This is a genomic window from Spirosoma gilvum (genome assembly GCF_054776815.1).
This window is the reverse complement of sequence record NZ_BAAHBH010000005.1, coordinates 190,484-203,149: the sequence shown is the minus strand read 5'-3', so window position 1 is coordinate 203,149 and position 12,666 is coordinate 190,484. Positions and strand designations below refer to the sequence as shown.

Annotated in this window: 14 protein-coding genes; 8 read left to right on the top strand and 6 right to left on the bottom strand. The window is 44.9% G+C overall.

What is annotated here, in order from left to right:
- The first annotated feature begins 15 nt into the window (after positions 1-15).
- Positions 16-1,140, top strand: coding sequence for a Gfo/Idh/MocA family protein (locus ACYVFD_RS14975; RefSeq protein ID WP_461090985.1), 1,125 nt, complete (start codon positions 16-18; stop codon positions 1,138-1,140).
- Positions 1,141-1,246: 106 nt separating this feature from the next.
- On the opposite strand, the gene ACYVFD_RS14970 is transcribed toward ACYVFD_RS14975, so the two are convergent.
- The 4 genes from ACYVFD_RS14970 to fsa form a co-directional block, all read right to left on the bottom strand.
- Positions 1,247-1,840 carry an RNA polymerase sigma factor gene (locus ACYVFD_RS14970; RefSeq protein WP_461090984.1) on the bottom strand — a complete coding sequence of 198 codons (594 nt, stop codon included), beginning with the start codon at positions 1,838-1,840 and terminating at the stop codon, positions 1,247-1,249.
- A gap of 229 nt (positions 1,841-2,069) precedes the next feature.
- Complete coding sequence (locus tag ACYVFD_RS14965) at positions 2,070-3,029, bottom strand: transketolase family protein (protein ID WP_461090983.1); 960 nt, start codon at positions 3,027-3,029, stop codon at positions 2,070-2,072.
- Between the two features lie 14 nt (positions 3,030-3,043).
- Entirely contained in the window at positions 3,044-3,901 is an 858-nt protein-coding gene (locus tag ACYVFD_RS14960; RefSeq protein WP_461090982.1) for a transketolase, read from the bottom strand.
- The gene (fsa, locus tag ACYVFD_RS14955) at positions 3,898-4,554 is read right to left on the bottom strand and encodes a fructose-6-phosphate aldolase (RefSeq protein WP_461090981.1); all 657 of its coding nucleotides are present in this window, start codon (positions 4,552-4,554) and stop codon (positions 3,898-3,900) included. The genes ACYVFD_RS14960 and fsa overlap by 4 nt, the downstream gene beginning before the upstream one ends.
- Before the next feature lie 2,008 nt (positions 4,555-6,562).
- Here fsa and ACYVFD_RS14950 point away from each other — a divergent pair.
- Together ACYVFD_RS14950 and ACYVFD_RS14945 are read left to right on the top strand one after the other, a co-directional pair.
- The gene (locus ACYVFD_RS14950) at positions 6,563-6,850 is read left to right on the top strand and encodes a hypothetical protein (RefSeq protein ID WP_461090980.1); all 288 of its coding nucleotides are present in this window, start codon (positions 6,563-6,565) and stop codon (positions 6,848-6,850) included.
- Between the two features lie 800 nt (positions 6,851-7,650).
- Positions 7,651-7,818, top strand: a complete 168-nt coding sequence (locus tag ACYVFD_RS14945; RefSeq protein WP_461090979.1) for a hypothetical protein — start codon at positions 7,651-7,653, stop codon at positions 7,816-7,818.
- Here the strand turns inward: ACYVFD_RS14945 and ACYVFD_RS14940 are convergent, their stop codons facing one another.
- Both ACYVFD_RS14940 and ACYVFD_RS14935 read right to left on the bottom strand, forming a co-directional pair.
- Entirely contained in the window at positions 7,819-10,161 is a 2,343-nt protein-coding gene (locus ACYVFD_RS14940; RefSeq protein ID WP_461090978.1) for a C1 family peptidase, read from the bottom strand. It abuts the gene before it with no gap.
- A 415-nt stretch (positions 10,162-10,576) separates the two neighbouring features.
- A complete protein-coding gene (locus ACYVFD_RS14935) occupies positions 10,577-10,792 on the bottom strand; it encodes a hypothetical protein (RefSeq protein ID WP_461090977.1) in 216 nt (71 codons plus the stop codon).
- Positions 10,793-11,112: 320 nt separating this feature from the next.
- Here ACYVFD_RS14935 and ACYVFD_RS14930 point away from each other — a divergent pair, with 320 nt between their 5' ends.
- From ACYVFD_RS14930 to ACYVFD_RS14910, 5 genes are all read left to right on the top strand, one after another.
- On the top strand, positions 11,113-11,319 hold the full coding sequence (locus ACYVFD_RS14930; RefSeq protein ID WP_461090976.1) for a helix-turn-helix domain-containing protein: 207 nt from the start codon (positions 11,113-11,115) through the stop codon (positions 11,317-11,319).
- 209 nt (positions 11,320-11,528) lie between these two features.
- Positions 11,529-11,990: a hypothetical protein gene (locus ACYVFD_RS14925; RefSeq protein WP_461090975.1), complete on the top strand. Its 462-nt coding sequence runs from the start codon at positions 11,529-11,531 to the stop codon at positions 11,988-11,990.
- Positions 11,987-12,328 (top strand): hypothetical protein, encoded by a 342-nt coding sequence (locus ACYVFD_RS14920; protein ID WP_461090974.1) that lies wholly within the window; start codon positions 11,987-11,989, stop codon positions 12,326-12,328. Before ACYVFD_RS14925 ends, ACYVFD_RS14920 begins: the two co-directional genes overlap by 4 nt.
- Positions 12,321-12,473: a hypothetical protein gene (locus ACYVFD_RS14915; RefSeq protein ID WP_461090973.1), complete on the top strand. Its 153-nt coding sequence runs from the start codon at positions 12,321-12,323 to the stop codon at positions 12,471-12,473. Before ACYVFD_RS14920 ends, ACYVFD_RS14915 begins: the two co-directional genes overlap by 8 nt.
- Positions 12,445-12,666, top strand: coding sequence for a hypothetical protein (locus ACYVFD_RS14910; RefSeq protein ID WP_461090972.1), 222 nt, complete (start codon positions 12,445-12,447; stop codon positions 12,664-12,666). The genes ACYVFD_RS14915 and ACYVFD_RS14910 overlap by 29 nt, the downstream gene beginning before the upstream one ends.

Sequence of the window (12,666 nt, the reverse complement as noted above, 5' to 3'; positions counted from 1 at the left end):
AGGCATGAACTCATTATGTCCAGAAAATTGACTATTGCTATTGTAGGTCTCGGTTTTGGGGCCGAATTTATCCCCATTTATCAGCGCCATCCGAATGCAACGATGTACGCCATCTGTCAGCGTAACGTCGACAATCTGAACAGGATCGGCGATGCGTTTAGTATTGAAAAGCGCTATAATAACTATGATGAGCTGTTGGCAGATCCAGCCGTCGATGCCGTTCATATCAATTCACCCATTCCGAATCATGCCGAACAGAGCCTGAAAGCCCTTCGGGCGGGCAAGCACGTTGCCTGTACTGTGCCGATGGCCACAAGCGTTGACGACTGCACGAAGATTGTGCAGGCAGTTAAAGAGACGGGTAAGAAATACATGATGATGGAAACTGTAGTGTACAGCCGCGAGTTTCTGTTTGTTAAGGAATTATACGAGAAAGGAGAATTGGGTAAGGTTCAGTTTCTGAAAGCCAGTCACCAGCAGGATATGGACGGTTGGCCCGACTACTGGCCAGGACTGCCTCCTATGCATTATGCCACCCACTGTGTTGGTCCCGTGGCCGGTCTGCTAAAACTGGAGGCTGAATACGTATCCTGTTTTGGATCAGGAACGATTCGGAAGGAATTGGCCAACATACACAACTCACCATTTGCCGTCGAGTCGGCACATATTAAATTCAAAAACAGTGATTTAGCCGCCTATGTGTACCGATCGCTGTTCGATGTGGCCCGGCAGTATAGGGAAAGCTTTGAGGTGTACGGGAGCAAAAAATCATTTGAATGGCCCTTGATGGAAGAACAACACCCGGTGATTCATACGGCTAAAAAACCAGAGCCTGAGATTCCGGCGGAGGTCGTTGTGCCAGATTATGCCCACTACCTACCTAAAGAAATTGCCGGATTTACAACCAGGGGCGTTTATGATAGCGACGAAAGCAATCATTTGTCCTTCACACAAGGTAGTGGACATGGAGGTTCTCACCCGCATATGGTCCATGAGTTTGTGTCTGCAATTGTCGAAGACCGTGACCCATTTCCGAATGCCGTTCAATCGGCAAACTGGACGAGCGTTGGTATTTTGGCCCACGAGTCTGCTTTGAAAGGCGGCCAATTGCTGCCCATACCTGATTTTCGGGCGATTTAACGGGCCCAACTCATCTATTGCTAACTGAGGATCGTTTTCAACTGAAGCGATCCTCAGTTGTATGGGCATGATCTTCGGCTAAGCATGAATGGTTATAGACTCATAATTAGTAGCCAAGCGTCTGGAGTAACAGGAAAATGAAGAGTATAAAATCGAGCGGCTGAATGTGTGCTCTTAACTGTAGAAGTGCCTTGTAGAGTGTGTTGCGAACCGATTTTTCGGTAATGCCCATGATCGCGGCAATTTCAGACGTCTGGAAATTTTCGTAATAGCGCAACAGGATTACATCCATCTGCCGCTGAGGTAGGCTTTTAAGAACAATCGCTAATTTTTCAATAAGCCACTTTTCATATTCTTCCTCTTCATAACTTCCTTTTCCTTCTAGGTACGCCAGATCGGGCGATTGAGTTATGTCTGAAATTAGCTCGTCTTTCCTGGTTTTCTGATTAATTCCTCGGCGGAGTATGGTAAACAAGTATGCCTTGACATTGCTCACAATCGCCAATTTGTGCCGGTTGTTCCAGAGGTTGATAAACACATCCTGGATCGCATCCTCCACCAGGTCAGAATCCGTGATCAGTCTTGAACCATAACGGTATAATACCCGATAATACCGTTCATACAATTCGCCTAATGACGCTTTGTCACCCTCTCGGATTGCATCCCAAAGTACATGATCTAACGGTAGGCTCTGTTCCAAAGAAATAAATAAGTGTACTAGTCAAAGATAGGTAATCGGGGTTACAATAGCACAATTTAAAAGTCAAATAATGCAATCTATTGCCTTGATTTTTCCTGTTTATTGATTTATGTGAAGAACGGGATAAGACAGCATCTTATCCCGTTTCTAACTACTAACCTATGATAAATCAAGAATTTCTATTTCTCAGTGAATAGCCTGCGTTATCATGGATAACGATGCCAGTAGCTTAACGGCTTCTGCGTTGAATGACCGCAAGGGCTTTCGCGACAATCGAAGCTGCGGTTAAACCATATTTTTCCATCAGTTGATCAGGGGTGCCGCTTTCGCCAAAGGAATCATTGACAGCAACCATTTCGAGCGGAGCCGGATGATTTAGAGAGAGAACCTGTGCTACACTGTCGCCCAGACCACCGTTCATCTGATGTTCTTCGGCCGTTACGGCACAACCTGTTTTACGAACCGACGCCAGAATGGCTTCCTTATCTAGCGGCTTAATCGTATGAATATTAATGATTTCTGCATCGATACCTTGTTCGGCCAGCAGTTTGCCCGCTTCCAGCGCCTGCCAGACTAAATGGCCCGTAGCGAAGATCGATACGTCGGCGCCCTCGTTCAGCATAATGGCTTTGCCAATCTCGAACGGCTGATCGGCCGGGGTGAAATTGGGAACAACCGGACGCCCAAATCGCAGATAGACCGGGCCATCCCAATCGGCAATGGCCAGGGTGGCCGCTTTAGTCTGGTTGAAATCGCAGGGATTAATGACGGTCATACCCGGTAACGATTTCATCATACCAATATCTTCAAGGACCTGGTGAGTAGCGCCGTCTTCGCCCAGTGTTAGTCCTGCGTGCGATACACAGATTTTAACATTTTTATTCGAGTAGGCCACCACCTGCCGGATCTGGTCATATACCCGGCTCGATCCGAAATTGGCGAAAGTCGTTGCAAATGGGATCAGCCCGTTCAGGGATAGACCTGCGGCAACACCAATCATATTCGCTTCGGCAATACCACACTGAATAAATCGGTCGGGGTTTTCGCTGATGAATGCATCGAGTTTGAGCGAAGCCACCAAGTCGGCACATAAGGCCACTACATTCGGGTTTTGTCGGCCAAGCTCGGCCATCCCTGCACCAAAGCCCGAACGGGTATCTTTCTTTTCAGTAAACGTGTAGGTTTTCATCCTGCATTGGAGAGTTAGTAATCGCCGAGGGTTTCGTCTAATTGGGCCAGTGCTGCCGTAAGTTGCTCGTTGTTGGGAGCCGTGCCGTGCCATTTGTGGGTGTGCATCATAAAGTCGACACCCTGACCCATTTCAGTTTTCATAATGATGCAAACCGGGGACCCTTTGCCACTCGCCTGTTTGGCTTTTTGTAACGTAGCAACAACGTCGGTAAGGTCGTTTCCATCCATATGCAGCACGGTCCAGCCGAAGGCTTCGTATTTGCTTCCCAGGTCACGGTTGTTCAGCACCACGTTTGTAGGTCCGTCGATCTGCTGGCCGTTGAAATCGATGATCGCTATCAGGTTATCCAGGTTGCGGTGGGGGATAAACGCAGCGGCTTCCCAGATCTGACCCTCCTGCTGTTCGCCATCGCCCATGAGGCAGTACACCAGATGCGGATCTTTCCGGACCTTTTTGCCATAGGCTGCGCCAGCCGCAACCGAAAGGCCCTGGCCCAGCGAGCCTGATGCAACACGAATACCCGGTAAGTGCTCGGCGGTGGCGGGGTGGCCCTGCAAGCGGGAGTTTAGTTTACGGAAAGTAGCGAGCTCAGAAACCGGGAAATACCCCCGGCGTGCCAGTACAGAATATAAAACCGGAGAGATATGCCCATTCGAGAGAAAGAACATGTCTTCACTCGAGCCGCTCATATCGAAAACTACCGCATTCTGATCGGCGGTTTTCAACTCCATTGCCTGGAAATACAAGCTCACCAATAAATCTGTACAGCCTAATGATCCCCCTGGGTGACCAGAGGCCACGCCATGTACCATCCTGACAATATCCCGGCGTACCTGTGAGGCTACTTTACTTAATTCAGTCGTAGTCATGCATTTACTTTTTTATAATCGCTTAAGAATTTTTCCAGCCCGATGTCGGTCAGTGGGTGTTTCAACAAGGCAGTAATCGCGCTCAGCGGGCCAGTCATAACATCGGCACCAATTTCGGCACACTGGATAATGTGCATTGGATGCCGGACAGAAGCCGCCAGAATCTGGGTTTCGTAGCCGTAATTGTTGTAGATGGTCCGGATCTGGGCAATCAACGCCATGCCATCCGTTGAGATGTCGTCCAGCCGACCTACAAACGGCGACACATACGTTGCCCCGGCTTTAGCAGCCAGCAGTGCCTGCCCCGCTGAAAAGACCAGCGTACAATTGGTCCGAATTCCTTTTTGCGTGAAGTATTTAATAGCCTTGATCCCGTCTTTAGTCATAGGCACTTTCACGATAATATTGGGATGCAGGTCAGCCAGCGCTTCCCCTTCCCGAAGAATGTTGTCGTAATCCGTAGCGATCACTTCAGCGGAAATCGGTCCATCGACGAGGTTACAGATTTCGACGTAATGGTTTAGAATCCGATCCTGGCCCGCTATGCCTTCTTTGGCCATGAGCGATGGATTCGTCGTTACACCATCCAGTACGCCTAATTCGGCAGCTTCCCGAATCTCACTCAGGTTGGCGGTATCGATAAAAAATTTCATAGATAATAGAGAATGTAGTGTTTATCGGTTAGTTGACTGTTCAAGCGGGTTGATGGTCTGCGGTCGTGTATTGGTTGACGTCTAGTTGTTCATGCCATCGTTGAAGGCATCCTGATAGGCTGCTTGAAGCATTGTAAAAAAGCCGGCATCTAGATAACTAAACAGTAAGGATGAGTATAACGTCTACCATGGCACCGCTGCCTTCTTACTAGAATCTACCAGGAGGCTGACAAGTGGTTAGCAGGAACGATTCGTGTAAAATTGACACTTGTTATTTTTTAGGTGTAAAAATGACACTTATTTTTCAATTGTCAATAAGACACTAAAAAAAATATGGTTTTGTAGACTTGAGGGTTAATATAATATTGCCAGCTTCTGTTGGTATAGGTTCACAAGCGGCTTAAATTCCAGTCAAAACTGGCTCACCGAACGGGGTAAGGACAGTAGTACCTCACATGCTTTGTGCTGCTATGACCAAGCATTGCGGCTACTGACTCCTCAGAAACGCCCAAGCGCCCCAGCTATTGAGTATTAACTAAATATAGATAAAATCTATAAAATATACAATTAATATAGTATTTGTCTATTACAGTGCTATCCCTACTCATTCTCATCAGTTTACCCGCTATTCCCTTCACTTCCCCTTTAACCTATTGGCAACCAGTGACCAGCTATACAGCTAAAAGCATTTGGTCATTAAAAAAAGATTTGTCAGGTTCTAAAAGCAGTTTACCTATTCACCCTTTGGCTACTCAAATGCTTACACACCACTGGTTAATGGTCTGTAACAATGCCATACCTGATACAAGGTCAATATTCTTATGTAATTGAAAGACAGATACTTATACGGAATGTAGTACAATATGAGTGTAGTGTACTAACACCTCTGTTGAACTAACAGGTTGATAATGAGCGATAAGGAGTTTTCCCACTTCGCTTACCGTGCAGCATTGAATAGGTACTGGACTAATCACTTTGGGCAATTACCATTCTGGCTGGTAATTGTGATTTACAGGTATTTATGATGGCTGTACGGCTGCGAAGGGTAGGGTCAATTTTAGGGGATTAAAAAATAGGGGTATGCTTTTTTTGCGGAGGTCGTAACGTTTTGACTTACCCCCCTATGAGCTAAGAAGTGGGCTGGAACTGAAAAATGAATGTTGGCTGCGTGTCGAATTACCGCACCATCCCCCTTACCGTGAAGGGATGTTTTTGGGCTAGCCTCCCCATATTTTTGAAAACGGTTTGGGTTTGAGAAGTAAAGGATTGCCGCGTGTTTTTTGACAGGGTGGTTTTTGATGAGCCAGTGATAGATGAAACAGATGTGAACGAATGAAGGGGTCAGTAGATAGGCTTGATAAATGTAGTAGCGAAGCGTTAACTACTTTGTCTGATATGTAACCCCTTTGACGAGCTAAGTGCTCAAATTTAACGACTTCACGCTGAAGTACTGGCTTTGTCTAAAATCATTCAGAATGGCACTTTGGGTATTGTTCCTGATGATCCAATAAATTCACAGCAGGCATCTAGCTATCTTAACCTTTCCATTAGTTCACTTTATCAAAACATTGAGCATATACCTCACCGAAAACGCAATGGTAAGCTCTATTTCTTCAAAAGTGAACTAGGGAAATACATTGACGAAGGATTTATCTAACCGTGCTGATAGACTCCAACCTTCCACAACTATGGGGAAGTCGGTCCACTCTTCCGCATGAATAATGCAGGATGCGAACTGAATAAAATAATGCAGACTGCTAATTATCAGTTATTTATGATTGCTGCGGGGACACTGGCACAGTTTAGGTTGATAGATGATCAACGCTATGAACTTTGCTAGCTGCCAGCGATAAAGGCAGCATCTTTATAGATTACATACTCAACGTTAAGAAAACTGAAAAGAAAGAAGCCTGGTCTATGCTAGGCTTCTTTCGCTTTTTACCGGCCTCAGTTTTAACTTTTCAGCTCCAATAAGCATGTTTTAAAAGCCTATTTATTAAGTTGGCCAATGGACTATTCAGACCTGACGAGTACGGGATTCATTGATGTAGCCCATTACCTGATTGAGCTACCCGCTACAGCCAGTGCGGTTCAGATTAACCGGGTGTATTGGTCAGTGCGCGCCGAATTGGAGTATTTAATCGATAATACGGATAATGCTTCCGTGTATGCCCCTGCCTGGCAACTTGTCGGCGTACAGGCCCAGCAGGATCTGCGGGACTATCTAAGCGGTAATGATATGGCTTTAGAACAGTTAAAACGGAATGTAGCTGAGAGCATCCGGGTATTGCCGTAATCGCTTCTCACTGGCTGGTTGCCGGGTCAACTGTTTTCTGGATTAAGGTGTTGACAGGGTATGAACTCTGTCATTGCTCCCGGCGACCGTGTATTAGTCACTCCTTACGTGTGAGGCTATGCCCGCAAGCCCTACCGAGCCACTGTAATCGGCTGGACGCCCAGAGGGAAGTTAAAGGTGAAAGCCGATAGTGATGGCCGGGTGATTGTGATTAGCAGCGAACACGTCAAAAAGGCAGCGGATGGCTCCATTCAAGACCAATAACCTTCTTTCTTTATCTGGTTCATACCGTGCAGATAATCGTTATGAGTATACTGTAAAAGAGCAATTTGTGAGATAAGCGTTAGTAGCTCTCACTCCAGTTTAAAACAAAAGTGAGAGCTATTCCTCCTAACGACCTATCTTGGAGTAGTGTCAATATTATAATTCAATTACTTTCTGCCAATTTACTCTGATCGCAGCCTTTTTAAGGGACTCATTTGAGCGGATTAAATACGTTAGAAACTGACGGTTAACAATATGATCCGTAAAGCTGGGTCGGCTACCATTTTTAACGAATTTCTAAGGATTTATATCATTTAAGCTTCAATCAATCGCTTCCCAAAAACGTCTTTTAAGAACATTTTTCTCTGACCAATTCCTCTAACCAGCTCTTTGGTTATGACCCCTAAACAATCATGATGAATAGGTAACATTCTGAGGTTAATGAAATTAATTTGCTTTAAAAAGTTAATAGTAACGGCACTATTGTCATATTATTGTATCTTTCGAGCCAATCAACTTTATTTCACCTTTCATTCATGAAAAAACTACTTACCACCGCATCGCTTTGTTTACTATCTGTGTTGGCTCGAGCACAACCTCCAAAAAACGATACAGTCCCCCTTGAAACCATCTATACTATCATTGCTGTTTTGGTTGTGGTGGCAGTGGTCTATTACTTTATCCTGCGCAAGAAAAAGTCATAGTTAGGGAACATGATTTATAGTCACCAGCAGGGGTGCTATGTTACCCCTACGCACATATTGGCTAGTTTGTGGTAAAAAAAAGCCCATTTTCTTCGGTTTGTATTGAATTTGCCTATTGGAAATTAAGCTGCCCGATAAGGCATGTCTTACCCGATCAGGAAATGGGCTTTCATAATAACCAACATTCATCATTTCTACACGCTCTTTAATATTAGCTATTTCCTCGTCTGAGAACAGAAAAAGCATGTATTCTGTACCTCGACGGCCCGCTATTTTTAATGGTGTTTTACTTAAATTGTAGTCTCGGCTGTTGGGGTCTATACAATCATCTATCCCTACCCGCAGTGACTGTAGCCTTGCCGTACTGTCAGTTGAACTCCCTGTAATTAGATATACATAAGTTTTCTTCTTTGTGTCAATTTTGAACCTGAACGGAGTACCTGTTTGCTGATCTTGAGTCAGGACGTAGCTCGCCCATGAAGTATCACTGGGTACAAGCGTAAACAGAGGCTGTTTGCCGAGGCTTCCTTTCAGCATGGTCAGATCAATATCGGCTCTAATGGCGGAACCCGATTCATTCACATAAGCCTGATAACCGTATTTGGCAAACTTGCCGAATACGTCATACGACATCCAGAAGTACCCATCGTTGCCCCAGCCACTTCCCCAACTGTTAATTAATTTGAAGGCTCCTTTTCCTATACCAAGCGCATTATCATCATAACCAACCACGCATAAAGCATGCCCAAAAGAGAGCGCCTTCGCCTTATAAGGATCAAAGGATAAATTCATGCCTGAGCGACTTTTGTCAGTCTCGACTTTGGTTACAAAGGCTTTTAACTCATAGAGAGAGGATTTTATCCGGGGTACCAAGGTCTGGGTGAACGCTAAATTCTGTAACGAACTATTGATCATCACGCCTACCACAACAGGCGACTTATCGGCCAGCGTTTGTTTTACAGCCAGCACTTTATTTTCCTTTGAGTCAGTAATGCTGAATAATTTTACGTAATCGTAAATTCGTGAGGATGGAGGGCCTTTAAACTGACCGATTTGGCAAAAATTAGGATCTGGATATGATGAAAACCCCGGAATACCCGTTGTTTTAAGGTATTCGAGGGCTTGCTCTGGATTAATACCAAATGTGCAATTTTCGTCGGCAGGGCTTTTTAGCGAACTGTATAGAGCAAATGGCGAGGCACTATGTTTTATTTTATCTTCTTTTTTAGTAAGATTCAATTGTATAGCCTGCATAATGGAGCGCATATAATACCCGATTGAAATGGCTACACAATTGCCTTTATCGCCCTGGCTAATCACCGGTGGCGCAAACATTGACAAATCTATTTTCTTAGGTAGATAATTCAGCGATTTATCCAGCTTCTTCTGAGCTAGCCGCTCATATGCCCAGTCACTGGCAACAAACCCCTGCCAGCGAGCATAAATAGCTATACTATCGACAGGTGTCCGTTTCGGACGAATCAAGTTGCCCTCCCAGGTTCTCACCTCTAAAACGGCTCGTTGATTGTAATTACTATTTGCAAGCTGCTGACCATTCATTGTCGCGTTCGTCCAAAGTAGAAGGTCTTCAAAGGAGAGGTTAGGCAGGCGAGAAGGGTCAGTACAGTCTAATAAATATGTTAGGCCATAGTCCAAGCACCGCGTAAAAAGAGTACCCGAATCATTTTTTTTGAAATAGCTCGGTAATGATGAAGCCGAACTGCCTAATCGGACAATGCCTTTAGTTTCATTAAATAACTTATTCATAATCTGAGGAGTGAGATCAACGGTTCCTTCCAGAGAAGCTCCCGTTCCCATATGCTCTATCGGCTCGTTGCTACAGTCAGCAATCAACAGACCGAGATGTACGTTTTTGGCCCTTAACCAATTTTCTACTTCACTTACAGGCACCCCCGTTTCCTTTTTGGTGGTCGGTAGTAGGTTGGCCAAACTGAACAGCTCTTTCTCTTTATCCAGCCGCCAGTTGGCAAACTTTTCGGTGGTATCAGAAGGAGCTATTCCATAGCCTGAGTAATAAATAATAATAATATCGTTAGGTGTAGTTTTCAGAGCTTTAATGGTATCCTGTAGCGCTCTAGCCGTGAAATGGTCCTCGTCCAGTCGATGGATTTGCTTGGAGTATCCCAGCCCTTGTTCTATAGTTTCTACGAAATGGGTCATTACCGCATCATTTTCGGTGTTGAGCCGTGCATACTCAACACCTTTGGGCTCCATAGCAAAAATGACGTGCAGTTGAGGAGTTTGTACCTGTAATTTAGGCTTGGGCTGGGCTAGGGTCAGTGTGCAACTAAGCAACAGAATAGATAGAGTAAAGGCTTTCATGATTAGGTAGTAGTAAGAGAAATTGGCTAAGTATAGCTGATTTTATTTTTAGTACAAAATTAATTAGACTGACCCTATATTTGTGCATACCTGTCTTATCTGATGCCATTGAATGAAACGGCTTCTCTCTTACTAGTTTATGTCTATGCTTTTACCAGACGCTGGCTCAGCAGGACTTGTCCGACAGCCTGCAACGTCGTCTGAAGCAACCTCTTGCCGATACCACACGTGTTCAAGTACTCGATCAATTGAGCCGGTCGCTGATGTACTCAAAACCTCTGATAGCTATGTAGTATGCACAGCAAGGACTGAAACTGACCCAGCAAACCAGTAATCAGCGTGGCGAAGCCCGCATTCTGAATCGAGTTGGCACTATTTTCCGCTTAACCGGTAAATACGATCGCTCGTTAGAAGCTTATCTTAACTTGATTAACGCGGCACAGGCCAATGACGAAGTTGATGAACTGGCAGCAATTTTGCCGGAAAACGAGCCGAAAGCAACGGGTAATCGGACGGCCATTACTTTCAGGGGTGTAATGACTTTACCGAACCGTTTCCGGGTAAAAAAGTAGAGCAGTTTCCAGAGTAAGCTTTTAGGCTTTTCAATAGGAGTCAAAAATGGAGTATCCATTGGCGTTAGCGTTTTAAGCTAAGACCGGCTAAGGGTTGTTTTGTGACAAGTCGGCTCTATTTTTTATCACTCATTCAACTATGGGATAGGGTAAAACTATGGTTTTCCCCTGTTACACGTCTATTCGCTCAATTCGTAATCGACTTAACTATACTACATGATAGAAGCGTCCTGAACTTTTACCACTTTGAAGCAAGCAGGTGAGCGATATAAAGGGAGGGATTTATATATATGCCTTTGAGTGAACGGCAAGATTTTAGCGTGACTAATTAGGAAAGTTGAGTCCAAAAGAATAAATTTATACTAATCTAAATCACTCAATGTCAACAGTTGCTAAAGAAGTAAGCGATTTAATCCGAGATGCTAGAAAAGCAGAAGGGCTAACTCAGAAAGAACTTGGGTTAAAAATGGGTATTGGTGAATCAGCAGTTAATAAACTAGAAGGAGGCAGTAAACATCCCACCATCTTAACCTTAGAAAATGTGGCCAAAGCATTAGGTAAACGGCTGAAGATTACTTTTGAGTAAGCCTATTTTTTTAAAGCAAAACTTGACTAATTATTCAAGTTTTGTAGTATTGCTTTGTCAACGGGAGAGTCCAAACACTGCAAAGTACCTAAAAAGGGTTGCCTGGTAAAGTAGTTATAACGTTGATTACCAAACAAAAACCCCTACGCTTCAATTCTTGGCGGAACTAGCGAAGGGGCAAGTATTCACTTTAAACCTTTGAGAATAAAATGAACACGGAGCAAAGCTACGTGGGTAAGGGATGCCATGCAAATCCCTCCCAACAATCGGCACAAAACGAGCCGACAAATCAACAATCTCCCCGAAGCGATCTTGAGTTCTCGTTACCCATTAGCGTCAATTCGCTAGGCGGATCGGTGACACCTGAGGCTAAAATCGTTTATACGGCCTTACGAGAGTACCGGCAAAAACAACTCAGATACTTGCTGAATCAACACGCTATGGCTCGGGAAACTGGGCATGGCTATGACGACGCAGCAGGCGTTTGGGAAGAAATCGAGCAGGTAGAACAACTACAGACGATGCTGTTGAACCAGCTCATTGAGTTAGCGGAGCAAAACTACCGGAAAGCGCAACAGTTGGAGAGACCAGATCATACCCAGCATTTTGCTGAGCGGCAAGAAGAGTTACTTCAGGAGTATATAGACGAATTTAAAATTGCTATCCGATGAACACCGAATCAACCCCAAAACAACTGACTCAGGAAGACCGCATCCTGATTGACTATCATACTACCGCTTCAGGCGCTCGTCAGCAGCTTGACGAACTGATTGATGAGTTTGTCAGCGAAGCCTCATCAGGAGAAAATATCGCCGTGATCAACGAGCTGTTTTTCAACTGGATCAAGCACATGCCGCGCCGGTTGAACCCGAAGTTTTGCAACCACATCGCCTTTAATACGCTCCGCATCACAACGTTTCTAACTAAGTTAGCTGAACGCTGGGAGCGGTTAGAAGAGTTGGAAAAGCTGGCTGGTGAGCCAGAAAAAGGAGGAGTGAGCTATGAATAAGGAAACTAATCCCGATTATTCTAAATCGGGTTTCTGGTCACTGACCCTCGAACTGAGCACCAATGCCGAGCGGAAAGATATTCCTGGATGCATCTCGGGAGCCGAGGTCGTACTGGATGCTTTACAATCTTTACGAAGGGCTTGAGCGGTTAAGGGATAAATGGCCGAGTGAGATTGACTTCACCCTTGCTGAGGTGAAAGAGTCATTTAGTCGGGGTGAATTTGTGTTACTGATGGAGCAGATCAAGTACTGTAATCTGTATATCGGTCTGATAACTGGCTCCATTGCCACTGACCTTCGACGCATTGGCAATTCTATCCCGGATGCCCCTATTTAA